This is a genomic window from Salinisphaera sp. SWV1 (genome assembly GCF_052044155.1).
Classification (GTDB): Bacteria; Pseudomonadota; Gammaproteobacteria; order Nevskiales; family Salinisphaeraceae; genus Salinisphaera.
The window spans coordinates 1-17,047 of the sequence record NZ_JBQDYE010000055.1 but is presented as its reverse complement, the minus strand read 5'-3'; the positions used below and the strand labels follow the sequence as shown (position 1 = coordinate 17,047).

19 protein-coding genes and 1 pseudogene are annotated in these 17,047 nt (G+C 59.0%); 16 read left to right on the top strand and 4 right to left on the bottom strand.

Features of this window, described 5'->3' with window-relative positions; genetic code table 11:
- Nucleotides 1-135: 135 nt before the first annotated feature.
- Both ACS8YF_RS18225 and ACS8YF_RS18220 read right to left on the bottom strand, forming a co-directional pair.
- Nucleotides 136-1,914, bottom strand: a pseudogene (locus ACS8YF_RS18225) (ABC transporter transmembrane domain-containing protein).
- 15 nt (nt 1,915-1,929) lie between these two features.
- Nucleotides 1,930-2,229, bottom strand: coding sequence for an integrase core domain-containing protein (locus ACS8YF_RS18220; RefSeq protein WP_440851537.1), 300 nt, complete (start codon nt 2,227-2,229; stop codon nt 1,930-1,932).
- On the opposite strand from ACS8YF_RS18220, the gene ACS8YF_RS18215 reads away from it, so the two are divergent.
- The 4 genes from ACS8YF_RS18215 to ACS8YF_RS18200 all read left to right on the top strand — a co-directional run bounded on the left by ACS8YF_RS18215 (nt 2,220) and on the right by ACS8YF_RS18200 (nt 4,197).
- Entirely contained in the window at nt 2,220-2,633 is a 414-nt protein-coding gene (locus ACS8YF_RS18215) for an antitoxin Xre-like helix-turn-helix domain-containing protein (protein WP_440851536.1), read from the top strand. The genes ACS8YF_RS18220 and ACS8YF_RS18215 overlap by 10 nt on opposite strands.
- Nucleotides 2,634-2,821: 188 nt before the next feature.
- The gene (locus ACS8YF_RS18210; RefSeq protein ID WP_440851535.1) at nt 2,822-3,139 is read left to right on the top strand and encodes a WGR domain-containing protein; all 318 of its coding nucleotides are present in this window, start codon (nt 2,822-2,824) and stop codon (nt 3,137-3,139) included.
- Nucleotides 3,140-3,340: 201 nt separating this feature from the next.
- Nucleotides 3,341-3,787: a PEGA domain-containing protein gene (locus ACS8YF_RS18205; RefSeq protein ID WP_440851534.1), complete on the top strand. Its 447-nt coding sequence runs from the start codon at nt 3,341-3,343 to the stop codon at nt 3,785-3,787.
- 302 nt (nt 3,788-4,089) lie between these two features.
- A complete protein-coding gene (locus ACS8YF_RS18200) occupies nt 4,090-4,197 on the top strand; it encodes a type II toxin-antitoxin system RelE/ParE family toxin (protein WP_440851533.1) in 108 nt (35 codons plus the stop codon).
- 104 nt (nt 4,198-4,301) lie between these two features.
- Here the strand turns inward: ACS8YF_RS18200 and ACS8YF_RS18195 are convergent, their stop codons facing one another.
- Together ACS8YF_RS18195 and ACS8YF_RS18190 are read right to left on the bottom strand one after the other, a co-directional pair.
- On the bottom strand, nt 4,302-4,484 hold the full coding sequence (locus ACS8YF_RS18195) for a hypothetical protein (RefSeq protein WP_440851532.1): 183 nt from the start codon (nt 4,482-4,484) through the stop codon (nt 4,302-4,304).
- 49 nt (nt 4,485-4,533) lie between these two features.
- Entirely contained in the window at nt 4,534-5,055 is a 522-nt protein-coding gene (locus ACS8YF_RS18190; protein ID WP_440851531.1) for a hypothetical protein, read from the bottom strand.
- Between the two features lie 443 nt (nt 5,056-5,498).
- Between ACS8YF_RS18190 and ACS8YF_RS18185 the strand changes: the two genes are divergently transcribed.
- The 12 genes from ACS8YF_RS18185 (at nt 5,499) to ACS8YF_RS18130 (ending at nt 16,827) form a co-directional block, all read left to right on the top strand.
- Nucleotides 5,499-6,458 (top strand): IS1595 family transposase, encoded by a 960-nt coding sequence (locus tag ACS8YF_RS18185; RefSeq protein WP_440851530.1) that lies wholly within the window; start codon nt 5,499-5,501, stop codon nt 6,456-6,458.
- Between the two features lie 31 nt (nt 6,459-6,489).
- Nucleotides 6,490-6,831, top strand: a complete 342-nt coding sequence (locus tag ACS8YF_RS18180; protein ID WP_440851529.1) for a hypothetical protein — start codon at nt 6,490-6,492, stop codon at nt 6,829-6,831.
- Nucleotides 6,832-7,054: 223 nt separating this feature from the next.
- Nucleotides 7,055-7,438, top strand: coding sequence for a hypothetical protein (locus ACS8YF_RS18175; protein ID WP_440851528.1), 384 nt, complete (start codon nt 7,055-7,057; stop codon nt 7,436-7,438).
- A 644-nt stretch (nt 7,439-8,082) separates the two neighbouring features.
- Entirely contained in the window at nt 8,083-9,312 is a 1,230-nt protein-coding gene (gene fmdA / locus ACS8YF_RS18170) for a formamidase (protein ID WP_440851527.1), read from the top strand.
- Nucleotides 9,313-9,324: 12 nt separating this feature from the next.
- Entirely contained in the window at nt 9,325-9,642 is a 318-nt protein-coding gene (locus ACS8YF_RS18165; protein WP_440851526.1) for an FmdB family zinc ribbon protein, read from the top strand.
- An 86-nt stretch (nt 9,643-9,728) separates the two neighbouring features.
- On the top strand, nt 9,729-10,748 hold the full coding sequence (locus ACS8YF_RS18160) for an alpha/beta fold hydrolase (protein WP_440851525.1): 1,020 nt from the start codon (nt 9,729-9,731) through the stop codon (nt 10,746-10,748).
- A 71-nt stretch (nt 10,749-10,819) separates the two neighbouring features.
- Nucleotides 10,820-11,860 carry an aliphatic amidase gene (locus tag ACS8YF_RS18155; protein ID WP_440851538.1) on the top strand — a complete coding sequence of 347 codons (1,041 nt, stop codon included), beginning with the start codon at nt 10,820-10,822 and terminating at the stop codon, nt 11,858-11,860.
- Between the two features lie 75 nt (nt 11,861-11,935).
- Complete coding sequence (locus ACS8YF_RS18150; protein WP_440851524.1) at nt 11,936-13,024, top strand: AAA family ATPase; 1,089 nt, start codon at nt 11,936-11,938, stop codon at nt 13,022-13,024.
- 17 nt (nt 13,025-13,041) lie between these two features.
- A complete protein-coding gene (locus tag ACS8YF_RS18145) occupies nt 13,042-14,205 on the top strand; it encodes a transporter substrate-binding domain-containing protein (RefSeq protein WP_440851523.1) in 1,164 nt (387 codons plus the stop codon).
- Complete coding sequence (locus ACS8YF_RS18140) at nt 14,189-14,782, top strand: ANTAR domain-containing response regulator (RefSeq protein WP_440851522.1); 594 nt, start codon at nt 14,189-14,191, stop codon at nt 14,780-14,782. The genes ACS8YF_RS18145 and ACS8YF_RS18140 overlap by 17 nt, the downstream gene beginning before the upstream one ends.
- A gap of 39 nt (nt 14,783-14,821) precedes the next feature.
- Nucleotides 14,822-15,340, top strand: a complete 519-nt coding sequence (locus ACS8YF_RS18135) for an AmiS/UreI family transporter (protein WP_440851521.1) — start codon at nt 14,822-14,824, stop codon at nt 15,338-15,340.
- 158 nt (nt 15,341-15,498) lie between these two features.
- The gene (locus ACS8YF_RS18130; protein ID WP_440851520.1) at nt 15,499-16,827 is read left to right on the top strand and encodes an IS1182 family transposase; all 1,329 of its coding nucleotides are present in this window, start codon (nt 15,499-15,501) and stop codon (nt 16,825-16,827) included.
- The last annotated feature ends 220 nt before the right edge of the window (nt 16,828-17,047 follow it).

Genomic DNA, 17,047 nt, shown 5'->3' with positions numbered 1-17,047 from the left:
GGTCTTTTGGTCTTTCGCGACGGTTACAGGTGATTGGACTCCCTCCGGATCGCGCTGCTACTCCATATATAGGGGAGAGTCGTCGGGGCCAAGGGGCTCGGGCCAATCCGGGATATATGGCGCAAGGCGATTCGATCAGGCGGCAAATTGGAGTCGCGCCAGTTCGGCATACAGGCCGTTTTCGCGCAACAGACTGGCATGCGTTCCCTGAGCGATGATGCGGCCTTCATCCATGACCACGATGCGGTCAGCGCGCTGGACGGTAGACAGGCGATGGGCGATGACCAACGTGGTGCGTCCGACCGCCAGCCGCGCGAGCGCTTGTTGAATGGCCGCTTCCGACTGGGCGTCGAGTGACGAGGTGGCTTCGTCCAGCAACAGCAGCGGGGCGTCGCGCAGGATCGCACGGGCGATCGCCAGGCGTTGCCGCTGGCCACCGGACAGTCCCACGCCGCGCTCGCCGATCATCGTGTCGTAGCCTTGGGTCAACGCCTCGATGAAGTTATGGGCCTCGGCCGCACGCGCGGCGGCGCGCACTTCGGCATCGCTGGCTTCGGGCCGGCCGAGACGAATATTGTCAGCCACGCTGGCCGCGAAGATAACGGTTTCCTGGGGGACCAGTGCGATCGATTCACGCAGTTCGGCCACCGACAACATCTTCAGGTCGATCCCGTTCCAGCTGATCGATCCGGCGGCAGGGTCGTAAAACCGAAGCAACAGCGACAGCAACGTGCTCTTGCCGGCACCCGAAGGTCCGACCAGCGCTACGGTCTGGGCGGGGGCGATATCCAGCTCGATATCGTCAAGCACGCGTTGACTGGCACGTGTCGCATAAGCGAAAGCCACATGGTTGAATCGGATATGCGCCTGCCGAGGCGTCGGCAACGGTATCGGCACGGGTGGCGAAACGATGCGTGAACGCTCGGCAAACAGATCGTCGATACGTCCCATCGCGCCGGCGGCCCGGAGCACCGACCCCCAGACATTGCTGATCGAGCCCACCGCGCTGGCGGCGAATACGGCATACAGCACGAACTGGCTCAGCACGCCGACTTCGAGCGTACCGCCCAGGACGTTGAGCGCGCCGATCCAGAGCACAAGGGTGATGGCGCCGAACACCAGTACCACGACGCCGGCGATCAACGCGGCTCGCATGCCGATGCGCCGACGCGCGGTATCCAGGGCACGAACGATGGCCTGCCCATAACGTTCCGCTTCGAGATCCTCGCGACCGTAGGCCTTCACTGTGGCGACGGCGTTGAGTGTTTCGTTACTGATCGCGCTGGCGTCGGCCAGTTGGTCCTGACTACTGCGCGACAGCCGTTGTACCTGACGCCCGAAGACGAGGATCGGCACGATGACCACCGGAATGATCAGCGCGGTCAGGCCGGCCAGATGCGGACTGGTCCAGACCATGGCCGCGCTCGCGCCCGCGAGCATGACGATCGAGCGCAACGCGGTCGATATCCCCGATCCGATCAGCGTCTGTACCAGCTCTGCGTCTGTGCCTAGGCGCGAAATCAGTTCGCCGACACGGCTGGTGTCGAAGAAGGCGATGTCCAGAACCATGAGATGGTGATACAGCGCTCGGCGCAGTGAGGCCAACGCACGCTCACCCAGCAGCGTGATGCAGAAGTAACGCAGCGCCATGGCCAGCGCATAGACGAGAGCGACCAGAAAAAGAGCCGCGAACGTCCGGTCGACGGCGGCCGCACTATCGGCAGAAAAGCCGTGGTCGATCATGTGACGTACGGCCACTGGAAGCGAGAGGCTCGCTCCCGAAGAAAGTGCCAGCGCTGCCAGCCAGCCCTAGGCTAGTCTCCGGTGCGGCCGCAGAAAAGGCCACAAACCGAGCAGCGCCGATAGCCGATGGCTGAGATTCGTTGCGCGGGTGCGAGCCTTGGTTGTGATCATGTGGTTTTGTCCCTTTCACCCCGATGGCAACAGAGGATGGAATGCGAGACTTAAGATACCGTGACCCCCTCCCCGATAACTGAGCAGCCAGACTTGGAAAAAACAGGCCTGTGAGTGACTCAGATAGTACTCGCGGGGCGTCACGTTCCCGAGCGAGCTGTGGGTCCGATCCGCATTGTATTCGATGAGCCAGTTCTCGATGTTTTCCTTTGCACCCTCCAAGCTCAGGAACCAGTGCACGTTCAGCCGATGGCGGCCAAATGGCGTGATATAGTAAAATGCATAGCGTTTCGCAGCATAATGCAATGCGCGCATTCAAATCCGAAGTCAGCACGATCTGCGAAATACTGGATCTGCCGGACACCCAACCGGCGTCCTACCTGCATCTGAACGACGCACTCAAGGACGGATTGCCGCGTCACGTGATCGAGCACGTGGCGAGGACCCTTGGTATTCCGGCCGCGACCTTTCGCCGCTATATCATTGCCGATCGGACCTATCAGCGCCGGGTCCGTCGCGGCGAAAATTTCACGCGCGGTGAGAGCGAGAAACTTTACCGGGCGGCGCGCATCTTTGCGCAAACTAACCAGTGCTTTCGAAACGAATGCAAGGCTCAACGGTTCTTGACGATGGAACATCCGCTGCTTGATGGCCATGTGCCTATTGAACTGGTCATCGAGTCGGAAGCGGGCTTCCAGGCGGTTGCCGAGGTCCTATGACGCCCGCCAGGCGGCGGAGGCGGCGCGGGATGTCGCGGAGTCGAAGGCGATGACGGCCGCCGAGACAGCCGAGCCCCGAGAGCAGAAGGCCCTCGAGTGTCTGGAGGCGCTGCAGGACCGGCTCGCAACGCGGCCGCCATCGGCCGGGCCCGCGACGGACTCATGACCCCGGGCGGGTCCGGGCACGCATGAACGAGATGTCGTTTTATGTGGAGCGTCTGGATCTGGCCCAGAGCATGGCGCGCTTCTACTGGGTCGGAGTCGAGCCGACGCTGTTCGGCGACTGGGTCACCGTGTGTTGGTGGGGGGGGCGGATCGGTACCGACGGGCGGCGGCAGGAGCAGTGGTACGCGACGTATGGCGAGGCGCTTCAGGCCGCCCATGAGGCTGTCAGGCGCAAGCGTCGCCGCGGTTACCGGCCACCCGCCGAAAGCCGGGCCGTCCATGTCGCGGCCGCCGCCGTTTCGCCAACGGCGGGCCGGGCAACGCCGACGAGTCGGGCCTAGTATGACCTCGATCTGCGGTGACCGCGTGCGGGGCCCTGCAGCAAAAACGCCGGGCGTTCCAGGAGCGGCCGGCGTTTCACACAAGAGTCGCGATCGGTTTCAACGAGCTCGCGATCCAGGATGCCGCCTCGGCGTCGGATGTCAAAAGCCGGCTCCGCGTATTAGGCGCAATGCAGTAAATAAACCACCAGGGAGACTCCCATGTCACTTTCGCCCCGCCTCGTCGCCTCGCTCGCCATTGTGACCACTGTGGCCGGCCTGTCCGGTTGCGCGACCGTCACGCACGGCACGCACCAGGACGTGTCGGTGAAAAGCACGCCGTCCAAGGCCACCGTCTTCGTCGATGGCAAGCAGGTCGGCACGACGCCGATGAAGGCAACGATCAGCCGCCACGCCCACCAGACGGTCAAGCTCACGCACGACGGCTATCAGCCCTACATGGTGCACTTCAAGCATCACGTTTCGGTAGTCACCGGCGGCAACGTGCTCGTTGGCGGCCTCCTGGGTGGCGCCCTGGACGCCGCGGATGGCGCCAACGGCTACAACACGCCCAAGAAACTTGACGTCCAGTTGGTCCCGCTGTCGTCCGCTCAAAACACGGCCCCCGCCGCGACTGCGGCCACCTCTGACGCCAACAGCCACTCCTGACGCCGCGCTCACGCCCGCATGACCTCGCCGGTTGCTCGTCGCCACGGCGTCGGGCGCCGGTATTCTCTATTTATGTTCTGTATATAACGCGCCCGGTTGGGCCACCGCCGGAGGGCCCCCGCGCCAGTAGCTTTCGGCATTGCGGGCCGACCGTTGCGCCATTATCGAGTACATCGCGCTGGACAACCCGGCCGCCGCGATCGAAAACGACGAGCGCATCACGGGCCACGTGAATCGTTTGCTCGCGGCATCCTCCTATTGGCCGGCGCGGTCGGGTCCCGGGCATCCGCGAGCGGGTCATCGTGCAGACGCCCTACCTGGCGGTCTATCGCCAGTCAGGCGACGTGATCGAGATCCTGCGCGTGCTGCACCAAAGCCAGGCGTGGTCTCCGAGAGAAAGCAGCGAATAAAGGCGTTGCGATTATCACGTCATGGTGTATGTCTTGCTGGTCGCTGCCTGAGAGAAGGGGAAGCCCTGTCCGATAGGGCGGAGAGCAGTCACGACAATCATCGGTCATGGCGAATCCCGGTCTTCCCGCAGCCGCGCACTGACGAACACGCCGATCGCGATCAGCAGCAGCAGACCGCCGCATGGGAGGGTCACGGTCGTACCCCAGTGCCAGGGGTCGGCGGCGATCACGCCGGCGAACAGGCCACAACCGGTGGCGATAAAACGCAGGATTCGGGAAGTTCTCATCATCGGGTGGACTCCGCCGCTGAATGGGTATCCGGTGGTGTGTCCGGCTTCAGCCGTGCTGGCGTTGTCGGTGGGCGGTGATCTCCTCTTGGGTGACGCGGCGCAGTTGCCGCAGGTCGTGGTGTGTCGGCTCGAAGCCTTCGCGGTACCAGCCGGCGCGGGCCCAGGCGTCGATCTTGCGTTTTTTCCTGAGCGGATGAAACGGCAGGGCCAGCACGATGAACGGCACCTGGGGGAGGGACGGCCTTTCGAGCGTGACGTGGCACAGGGCCGGGAGCACGCCCATTGGCTCGGGCCCGGCGCTGATCTCGGCGATCGCGATATACAGGGCGGCGGCAACCACGCTGAGCGTGGTCAGCAACCGGTGTTCCGTCAATTCGTCCAGTCGTTCAAAGAGCGATTTCGGGTGGTGATCAAGACTCGGCGCGGCACCCGAGTACCGGGCGTGATGTCTCGCATGGCACGTGTTCCTGCGGTTGTTCTGGAACAAGCCCGAGGCGGCGGGCGGATGGCGCTGGCTATCGGCCCGGAGTGAGTCCGGCCGGTGACGGCTACCGTGATGGGCGGTCATCACGCTCGCTTTCGTTGTCTCACGCCGTCGCGGAGACGCAACCCGAGTGGGACCGCTTGCGTCATCGGAGATTGGGTAGAGGCTGGAACGCACCGAGTGCGGTGTCGGCTTACACAGCTCGGTTACCCGCATCCGCGCCGGCGGCGGCCGATGGGGGCGGTGGTGGCATGTTTGGCGACCTCGAAAATGACATTCCGTTAGAGGCTCTCGAATGGCGCACGTTCTGAGCGATGCCGATTAACAGCGGGCGGTCGCCTCTGCTAATTTTTCTTTGGATACACGCACTAGACATCATGGATTGACCTGCCCGTCCTCAACCATCGTGGGTTACGTTGAGGACGGGCAGGTCAATCCATGACTTGATTAGTCCCGAAACTCAGCCGGGTCACGGAATGACCCAGTCGCTCTGGATAATCAGGCCATGACAGCACAGGAGTGATGTCATGGCGATCAATCGGGTTCAAATGCAACCGGGCTTGTCGATGCGAGAATTCATGCAGCGCTACGGCACTGAAGCCCAGTGCGAGGCCGCGGTGGCGTCCGCGCGCTGGCCGAAAGGCTTTAGTTGTCCGGCCTGTCGGTGCCGGCGGCACACGACGTTCGAGCGCGCGGACCGCACACATTGGCAGTGCCAGCGTTGCCGGCATCAGACCACGGTGACGTCCGGCACGATCTTCGCCTCGACCAAGCTGCCCCTGACGACATGGTTTCTGGCCATGCACTTGATGACCCAGGCCAAGAACAACGTTTCAGCGTTGGAGCTTCGGCGCCAGCTCGGGGTGAGCTACCGGTCCGCCTGGCGGATCAAGCAGAAACTGATGCAGGTCATGGTCGAGCGTGAATCGCGCCGCCAGCTATCCGGGCGCGTCGAGATCGATGACGCCTATCTCGGCGGCGAACGCGCCGCCGAACCCGGCCAGCGCGGCCGCGGTTCACCCAACAAGATCCCGTTTGTGATCGCCGTATCGACCACGGTCGATCGCAAGCCCCATCAAGGGGTCATCCAGTGTGCCCCCTTCACCTCGGCGGCGATCGCCGACTGGGCCAACGAGGCGTTGGCCGCCGAGACCGAGGCCGTCTCCGACGGCCTGCCGGCGTTTCGTGCCTTGCGCGCGGAAGTCGCAAGCCATCTCGCGCTGGTCACCGGCTCCGGCCGGGCCTCGGCCACCCATCCCGAGTTTCGATGGGTCAACATCATGCTGGGTAACCTCAAGAATGCGATCACCGGCACCTATCACGCCTTCAAGTTCGCCAAATACGCATCGCGTTATCTGGCCGACTTCCAGTACCGCTTCAATCGTCGCTATGACCTGCGCGCTATCCTGCCGCGACTCATCTGCGCCGCCGCCACCACGACACCTTGGGCCGAAGATCGGCTCAGGCTGGCTGAGTTTCGGGACTAATCAAGAGATCAGTTGACCGGATAGCCCTGCCATGCGTCGCGAGTTCGCCAAATCCCTCCACCTGCATCGCGCGATCGCCAAGAAGGTGGAAGCCGACTACTCGGGCGAGATCGCCAAGGCCCGTGCGTTTCTGGACCGCCATCGTCCCAATACGCCCCCTAATGCCTGGTGGCTGGTGCAATGGGATCGCGTGCTCGCGGACTACGACAAGCGTGCGTTGATCGACTTGCTGGTGGCCGAATCCGACTATGCGTGCGATATGCGCTCCAGCTCGCCGTTCACGCGGGCCTTGAGCCGGCGTGAGCGAACGGCGCTTCTACAGCAGTTTTCCGCCGCGTGGTCTGTGGGCGCGACTGGAACAATTCTTGAATGAAGCCAGATCAAGTCGGGCTTGCCACCCGCGATGCTGTTCCAATGGTGATACCGCCATCGCCATCGCCATCGCCATCGCCAGGGCGGGATCCGGTGCGCAGGGGATCCCGCCGAGCGTGCGAGCTACCGTTTTTGAGAGGGCGGTTCCCCGCGCGCGGAAGAGGTGTCATGCGCAGATGGGTCCGCCTACCGGGCGAGCTGATCACTGGCCGCTGGCGCCACCGATGCGTGAGCCGGCGCTCGACGATCAGTTCCTGTCCACCAAGGAATTCGCCACCGAGCTCGGGGTCTCGGATCAAACGATGCGCAACCGTCTGCGCGATGGCCTGATATACGGGCGACGTAGCGACCGTGGCCATACGTTTCCCCGGTCCCGGCTGGTCGCTGCTAAACGTCGCGACCAACCGGCTCGCATTGTCCCGGGCTCGACACCGTCTTGCGGTCGTTCAGCGATCCCGACGAGGGCCTGGGCTTGGCTGACGACACCGAACACGGCCTTGGCTGACACCACAGGGGCTCGCCGGGCGCCTATCCAGGAATTGCAGACAGGATCGGTCGAGAAGGTCCAGGCACTGCTCCTGCACAAGGCTGAAACCATCATTGTATGAGCCTCGTCTGGCGAACGAACTCTGCCGGTCGACGTCATCACGACAACCAGAGCATCCTCTCCTGAGCGCCTATTCATCGCGTCGTGGCATCAGGCCAGACGTTCCGGTCGCAATTCCGATGGCGTTTCTTAAAATTCAAGGGGGTATCTGCCACGGAAATTTCGTCATCGCCGCGCCAATCCCTCAAACGCCGTCGTCTGCGGTACGCCACCCCAAGCCGTTTGGCAATTCGGTCTGCTGCTGGGTATATCGAAGTCACAGGCGAAGATGCGATAGGTATGGAAGACGATCGGATTGTCTAAGAGGCGGCTGTCCAGTTCTGGCTTTAGAGAGCCGGTTAGAACCCGAGAACATTCCGCCTTTGGCTCGCTTGTATAACTTAGGCAGCGGATTCGCGTGAGGTGGCTGTTAGGAGCCCCCTCTGTGAATACGGATGCACCGTGGCCCAGCACTGAGACTTTCGTCGAAAACATGTTGCGCTAGGATAGCTAGCCATGATTACTTAGTTCACATCAGGTTAAAACTGTCAGCGTCGATAGTTTTTAGCCGGCTAAATATATAGGGCAAATAAGCTCCCAGCTGCTACTTAGCGGCGAGGGGGCTTTTTTTTTGCGTCAAAGACTCCTGGACAGAGGTAGGCGGATATGAGTAATACACTGATCAAGGTCGATCTCGACACCCCGGCCACCGAGAACCCCCAGGTGCACAACCGCTGGCACCCGGACATCCCGATGGCCTGCTGGGTCAAGCCCGGCAACGATTTCATTCTGGAGACCTACGACTGGACTTCGGGCGCGATCGCCAATAACGACGATGCCTCCGATGTCCGCGATGTCGACCTGTCCACGGTCCACTATCTGTCGGGCCCAGTCGGCGTGGAAGGCGCGGCCCCGGGCGACCTGCTGGTGGTCGACCTGCTCGACATCGGCGCCAAGGAAGAAGCGCCCTGGGGCTTCAATGGCTTCTTCTCGAAGCAGAACGGCGGCGGCTTTCTCACCGACCATTTTCCCCACGCCCAGAAATCGATCTGGGACTTCCACGGTCTGTACACGACCTCACGCCATGTCCCGGGCGTGCAGTTTGCCGGCCTGATCCATCCCGGCCTGATCGGCTGCCTGCCGAGCCAGGATCTGCTCGACACCTGGAACAGCCGCGAAGCCGATCTGATCGCGACCGATCCGGAACGCGTGCCCCCACTGGCCAACCCGCCGGCGCCAGCCACGGCCCATATGGGGGCACTGACCGGCGACGCACGCGCCAAGGCGGCCGCCGAAGGCGCGCGCACGGTGCCGCCCCGGGAGCATGGCGGCAACGTCGATATCAAGGATCTGTCGCGCGGCTCGAAGATCTTCTTCCCGGTCTACGTCGACGGCGGCGGGCTGTCCGTGGGTGACCTGCACTTCAGCCAGGGCGACGGCGAGATCACCTTCTGCGGTGCCATCGAAATGGCCGGCGGCTGGGTGCACATGAAGGTCGAGCTGATCAAGGGCGGCATGGCCAAATACGGCATCAAGAACCCGATCTTCAAGCCCAGCCCCATCACCCCGAACTATCAGGATTATCTGATCTTCGAGGGCATCTCGGTGGACGAGACGGGTCATCAGCACTATCTGGACGTCAACGTCGCCTACCGCCAGGCCTGTCTCAATGCGATCGAATATCTCAAGAAATTCGGCTATTCGGGCGCCCAGGCCTACTCGATTCTCGGCGTCGCGCCGGTACAGGGGCACCTCAGCGGCGTGGTCGACATCCCGAATTCCTGCGCCACGCTGTGGATCCCGTCCGAAATCTTCGATTTCGATATCCACCCCGGCAGCGACGGCCCGACGAAACACATCGACGGCAGTGTCGACGTGCCCATCGCCTACGATTGATAGGAGATCGGCATGCCACTCTACGAATATCGCTGCCCCAAATGCGGTCCCTTCACTGCCAGCCGGCGCATGGCCGAGCGCAACGCGCCGGCCGACTGCCCCGATTGCAGTACGTCAGCCACTCGCATGATCTCTGCGCCCCGTCTGGCCTTGCTCGACGCCGCCCGCCGCCATGCCCACGCGACCAACGAGCGCAGCTCGCACAGTCCTCGGGTCGAAAAAAATCATGTGCATTCGTCGAACTGTGGCTGCGGCAAGCCATCCCAGGCCGCCAACCCGGGCGGGGTCAGAACCCGTACCGGCCACCGGCCATGGATGATCAGCCACTGACGGCGCAATAGTTGCCGCCGCAGGTGGCGCGTCGGCGCGGCGTTCGATGAGGAATACCGCGCCCATTCACCGACAGGACGCAAAGCATGAGTCAGGATTATTCCATTTTCGACCTCGGCGACTGGCGCCTGCAGCGCGGCGCCACGCTGCGTGACTGCAAACTCGCCTACAAGACCTTCGGCACGCTGAACGCAGACAAGAGCAACGTCATTGTCTACCCGACCTGGTATTCGGGCCAACACTACGACAATGAATGGCTGGTCGGCCCCAGCATGGCGCTGGACCCGGAAAAATACTTCATCATCATTCCGAACATGCTCGGCAACGGTCTGTCATCTTCGCCGAGCAATACGCCCGAGCCGTACAACGGCCCGCGGTTCCCACAGGTCACCGCTTACGACAACGTGCGCGCTCAGCACAAACTGCTGACCGAAGGCTTTGGAATCGAGCACATCCGGCTCGTCACCGGCTGGTCAATGGGGGCGCTGCAGACTTTCCACTGGGGCGCGATGTACCCGGACATGATGGATCTGCTCGCGCCTTTCTGCGGCTCGGCGAAGTGTTCGCGTCATAACTACGTATTTCTTGAAGGCGTCAAAGCGGCCCTGACCGCCGATGCCGCCTGGAATGAAGGCTGGTACGACGGCAAGCCCAACCGTGGTCTGCGTGCCGCCGCGCGTGTATACGCCGGCTGGGGATTCTCCCAGACCTTCTATCGCCAGGAACTCGACCTCCAGGCCATGGGCTATTCCTCGCTCGAGGATTTCCTGATCGGTTTCTGGGAAGGCTTTTTCCTGCCCAAGGATGCCAACAACCTGCTCGCCATGCTCTGGACCTGGCAGCACGGCGACATCAGCGATAACGAGCTCTATCGCGGCGATCTTACCGCGGCGCTGGCCGCAATCAAGGCCAGGACCTACGTCATGCCGGGGGCGACGGACCTATATTTCCCGCCGGAAGACAGTGCTTTTGAAGTGGAGCACATGCCCAACGCCGAACTGGTACCGATCGACTCGGTCTGGGGCCATTTCGCGGGCGGCCCCGCTATTAATTCCGAAGATGCGGCCGTTGTGGACCGCAAAATCGGCGAATTGCTGACTACTTGACCGATAAGGCAACCGTAGTCAGTCAAACCAGTGGTGAACTTCACCGCACCAATAACCAAAGGAGCATTTTTATGCGTCACGGAGATATTTCGAGCAGCAACGATACGGTCGGCGTCGCCGTCGTGAATTACAAAATGCCTAGGCTTCATACCCGCGAAGAAGTTCGCGAGAACGCTAATAAGATCGCCGAGATGATTAAAGGTATGAAGGTGGGGCTGCCAGGCATGGACCTGGTGGTCTTTCCCGAATATTCCACGCAGGGGATCATGTACGACCCGAAAGAGATGTTCGATACGGCCGCATCCGTCCCAGGCGACGAAACAGAAATATTCGCTCAGGCGTGTCGGGCAGCGAATACCTGGGGGGTTTTTTCCTTAACGGGCGAAAAACATGAAGATCACCCAAATAAAAACCCGTATAACACGCTTATTTTGATGAACAACAAAGGAGAGATCGTACAGAAATATAGGAAGGTTATTCCATGGTGCCCAGTTGAAGGTTGGTATCCGGGTGATAACACCTACGTTTGTGAGGGGCCTAAGGGCCTTAAGATCAGTTTAATTATATGTGACGACGGCAACTATCCCGAGATCTGGCGAGACTGCGCTATGAAGGGCGCCGAGCTTATAGTTCGTTCCCAAGGGTATATGTACCCGGCAAAGGAACAGCAGATCATGATGTCGAAAACCATGGCGTGGGCGAATAATTCATACGTAGCCGTGTCCAACGCGGCGGGCTTCGACGGGGTTTATTCCTACTTCGGGCATTCGTCGATCATCGGCTTTGATGGCCGGACGTTGGGCGAATGCGGTACCGAGGAAAACGGTATTCAGTACGCCCAGCTATCGGTATCCGCGATCCGCGATGCTCGCGCGAACGATCAGTCGCAAAATCATCTTTTCAAAATGTTGCACCGCGGCTACACGGGGATGCAAGCCTCGGGAGACGATGTTCGTGGACTCGCCAATTGCCCCTTTGAATTCTATCGGACATGGGTCCAAGAAGCTGAAACGGCCCGCCATCAAAGTGAGGCCTTAACAAGAACGACGACCGGCACAGCTGAATGCCCATACGGCGAATTGCCGTACGAAGCCAAAGTCCGGGAAGCCTGAGCAATACAATAATAACCGGGGTCAGACCTGGCCCCGGTTCACCCGTTTAAGAAGCCTATGCCATTTATAAACGAAATGCTGGACGATAGCGTAGATCGTGCCAACGGATCGGCCTCATCTGCCGGAGCTTTCGGTCCAGCAGCCGAGCGCGAGCCCGAAACGCTAAAGTTCGATCCCGCTAAAGTTATAAGTGAAGTTCGCGCGAACATATTTGGTCAGGAGGATGTGTTGCCGGCAATTGAAGACATCCTCTACATTGCATCAAGCCCAATATGCGACCCCAGTCGCCCGCTATTTGTTGCCTTGTTTCTGGGCCCTACAGGAGTCGGTAAGACCGAGTTAATACGGGTTATTTCGCAAGCAATCTACGGTACTAAGGAGCATTTCTGCCGGATAGACATGAACACTTTGTCGCAGGCGCATTATTCAGCTGCGATCACTGGCGCGCCTCCCGGTTATGCTGGAAGCAAAGAAGGTCACAGCCTCCTATCCCACGAATTAATTGAAGGCAATGGCGGTCGGCCGGGATTGGTCTTGTTCGATGAAGTCGAGAAAGCCAGCGATCCCGTAATTCTTTCACTTATGAATATCTTTGATAACGGTTGGTTAACGCTTACGTCTGGCGAAAGGTCCTATAATTTCAGAAACGCAATAATATTTATGACAAGTAATCTCGGGGCACGCGAACTGCAGCGTGATCGTTTGGTTACCGGGTTGTGGGCTAGGGCTTTCCAGAGGTTCGTTCCCTCTCGCTCCGCGGCAAGTAGCAAATTCGTCAACCGGGTTTTGCGTGATCGGTTTTTGCCCGAATTCCTAAATCGAATAGACGAGACTATTGTATTTCGCGCTCTCAAGAAAAACTCATTGCATTTGGTCATCGATAAGAGGATTAAGCAATTGCAGGAAAGGCTGTCTAAACAGAATGTTCAGCTTATCGTGGCAAACGCGGTTCGCGACGCGATCATCGACTGCGGATTCGACAGCCGCTATGGGGCCAGAGGCATTAATCGTTCAGTTCGACGCTTATTTGAGATTCCGCTTGCCCGTTTTCTTTTTCAGGAAGGGCTTGGGGACAACGTGCTCAGCACGCCTCATGTCATCCGTGCAGAGGCAAATAATCGAAGCGGCGCACAAGCAGTTCGGTTCGAAGTCATTTCCGGTTAGACAGGAACGACAAGCTTATGAGTCGTCAAAGAGAGCAGGCTTCTACGATCGCACTCCTTTTCTCACACACAGGTGTGACCGCAGATGTTGAGCGCTCACAATATTATGGCGCGCTCCTGGCTATCAATGAGGTTAATCGAAGCGTTGAAATTAGCGGTGAGCCAATTTCAGTACGCACCGAGGATTTGGGATGCGCTAAGGAGAGGTACAAAGCCTTTGTAGATAAGTTAGTAAGACAAGAAGGGATTCAATACTTCGTCGGATGCTACATGTCTAGCAGTAGAAAAGCGGTTTTGCCCGTTATAGAGAGGGCGGAAGCGCTACTTTGTTATCCAACGTTGTATGAGGGGTTTGAGTATTCGCCAAATATTTTTTACGGAGGGCCTGCCCCTAACCAAAATAGTGCGCCTCTCGCAGCCTACTTAATAACCAGATACGGCGAACGAGTCGCATTTATTGGTTCTGACTATATATACCCCCGCGAGAGTAACCATGTCATGCGGCATCTGTACCGCCAGCACGGAGGTGTTGTGCTGGATGAGATTTACATACCTCTATATCCATCGGCCGAGACCATCGACCGGGCCGTTGACCGACTGATCTCCTTAGAGCCCGATGTCGTTTTTTCTACGGTAGTGGGTGCTGCGACGGCCGATATATATCGAGTCCTCGCCGAAAAATGTGGGTTAGGTAAACGGCCGAGAATTGCAAGTTTGACGACTAGCGAGGCAGAGGTGGCCAGGATGGACGTTGAAGTTGCAGAAGGACACATCGTGGTTGCACCCTATTTTTCTACAGTAGATACGCCCGAAAGCAAACGATTCGTCATCGCGTGTAAGGAGTTTTTCCCGGAAGACGTAGCAATTAATGCGTGGGCCGAGGCTGCATATCACCAGACGTTATCGCTTGCTCACGCGTTGGTTGATGAGGATGCGAGTGATGTCGAGAATATTAAGCAGCGGATGTATGAAAGTCGCCTGATCGCACCGCAAGGTGAAGTTTGGCTTGAGCGTGAAAACAATCATATGCACTTGTCGTCACGTATTGCGATGATTGATTCAACAGGTCAATTTGAAATTAAATGGCGGTCCGCAAAGCAGATTCGGCCGGATCCCTACGTTGTAGTACATCAACTTGAAGATTGGACTGCAGAAATGACGGAGGGTGAGGGGCGTGACTAGCCGTGACATTCTGAGCAGTCTAAGAGAACTTCATTCTCTCGTGATAGCTCCTGGAGGTGGATTTGTCGATCGCCTTGTCCTACATCTGATCAGAATTGGCTGTCATGTTCAACACTGTTGGCCTCCTCCACAGCGAGACAAATGTGGTCACGTACAGGTGATGTTCACAGCTCTTGTAGACGAAAGAGAACACAACGCGCTGAAACGGTTTGTGGAAAGCTTCGCGGGGGATCTAACCGTTATTGCGGTAGTGGACTATGAAAGTCCGACTGTTCTAGAAAAAATTATTGACCTGGAGGCTCACGGAGTAATTATGGAGCCGTTTGATGAGAATAAAGTGTTGCCAACATTAGTAACGGCGCGATTGAACACGTTGCAGCGTACCAAGCTGATAAAAGAAAACGGGAAATATCGGCAACGTCTACGTTCAAGCGCCGTGGTCAATAGAGCGAAAGTGTTGCTTATGACACAGAAGAGTATGACCGAAGCGCAGGCACATGAATATCTCTCTCAGAAGGCGATGAAAAGCAGGAGAAAGATTAGCGACATAGCGAACGAAATCATGTCGTTGGTATAGCCAATAAAAAAATAGATAAAATATGATGAGGAGAAATCAATGTTTGGACTTACATTATTTTACGTTGGTGCGGTTCTTCTTCTGAACGGAATATGGCTTCGAGGTGGTATAGGTGATAAAGAAATAACGGTTATCAATATATTCGTTGGGTTCCTCAGTGTTTTCGTAGCACTGTACTTAATAATAAGTGGCGGATCAGGAGACGCGACGACAATCAAGGCAGCGGCACTTACTCTTCTGTTCGCGTTTACCTACCTATGGGTAGCTGCTAACCAGTTCCTTGGGGCGGACGGCCAGGGCTTAGGTTGGTTCTGCCTGTTCGTTAGCCTAACGGCTTTAGTTGTAGCCGCGGAGGCGGTATCTAATGCAAGCGGTGTTTTCGGAATCTGGAACGCGTTTAATTGGTCGGCCTGGGCGATTCTTTGGTTCTGTTTCTTTCTGCTATTGACTATGAAGAAGGCAATTATGAGGCCTGTGGGAAACTTATCGATTGCCTGCGGCATCGTGACTGGATGGATTCCGGGCTTTCTGTTATTACAGGGTTTTATCGGTACTTGAACCAGTAATCCGTCATTTAAACGCACTATTTTTGGGAGCCCCCCTGGCAGCTGGACGGTCAGTATCTCCGATTGGACTTGTCCGGGAGTCCTAGGAGTCTGCGCCGTAGAAACGTGTCTCTGAGACAATAGCGCCAAGCAAAGCTGGAGAGCCAAGCCATGCCGACCACGTTTCGCTCTTACGCACCAGATCAGGATTTATTACTGGCCCCGAGTCTGCATGACTGGCTGCCGGCCGATCATCTGGCGTATTTCATCAGCGAACTGATCGACACGCTGGATCTGAGCGCATTCTACGCGCCGTATGCCGGTGACGGCCGGCGCAAGCAGCCCTACGAGCCCCGCATGATGCTCAAGGTGCTGATCTACGCCTACGCCACGGGCACGTTCTCTTCGCGCCGGATCGCCGCCAAACTCGAAGATGACGTGGCCTATCGTGTGCTGGCGGCGGACAACTTTCCGCAGCACCGCACGATCTGCGCGTTTCGCAAGCGGCATCTGACCGACTTCAAGGCGTTGTTCGTGACCGTTGTGCAACTGGCCGGCGAGCTCGGCCTGGCCCGTCTGGGCACGGTCGCCATCGATGGCACCAAGGTCGGGGCCAACGCCAGCAAGCATAAAGCCATGAGCTACGATCGGCTGACCCAACAGGCCGAGACCTTGCGCGCCGAGATCGATGGTCTGTGTACGACAGCGCGTGATCGGGATGACGCGGAAGATACCCGCTACGGCGCCGAGGCCCGCGGCGATGAAGTGCCCGACGAACTGCGTCACAAGCAGACCCGTCTGAATCGGATCCAGCAGGCTAAAGCCCGGCTGGAAGCCGAGCAGCAGGCCGCCGACGAGGCGCGCGGGCGCCGGCCCGACGACGGGCGCCGACCGCCCAGCGGGCGCGGCCCCTCGTACAAGCGAGATTATGGCGTGCCCGAGGACCGGGCCCAGACCAGTCTCACTGATCCCGAAGCACGCGTTATGCCCACCGCCCACGGCTATCAGTACAGTTACAACGGCCAGTTGGCCGTGGACGGCGACTTTCAACTCATCATCGCGAATGAGCTGACGCCCATCGCCAGCGATCGCGGTCAGCTGTTGCCGGTACTGGACCAGACCCAGCAGACGCTCGGTGGGCGCCCGCAACGGCTTCTGGCCGATGCCGGCTATCGCAAGGAAGCCGACCTGGCGCAGTTGGAAGCCCGCGGTATCGACGCCTACGTTGCCCTGGGGCGCGAAGGCAGGACAACCGCCACAATCGATGGCCAACGCCACCCGGCGACGCACCGCATGCAGACCAAGCTCGCCACGCCGGACGGTCGCGAGACTTATCGTCAACGCAAACATATCGTCGAAGCCGTTAACGGCTGGATCAAGCAAGTGCTGGGCTTCCGCCGATTTTCGATCCGAGGCCAACAAGGCGCGGCCGGTGAATGGGACTTGGTATGTCTGGCGACCAACCTACGCCGTATGCGACCGCTGATGGTCTTCGAGTAGGGCCCCAACGCGCTCATTCGTGCCCCTTGAAACGCCGTCTTTGTCGGCCATGACGCTATCGACCGCAGCCGCTCGACCATCTGGATAATGAACCGCCATGAATCCGTGCATAAGCAACCGGGTTTCTTCCTACGGCGCGGACTCCTAGGAGTCTGTCGGACTCAAGGCCGGCCTGGGATATCCTGATAAAATAGCGCAAACCAACGCTCACATTCCCGGG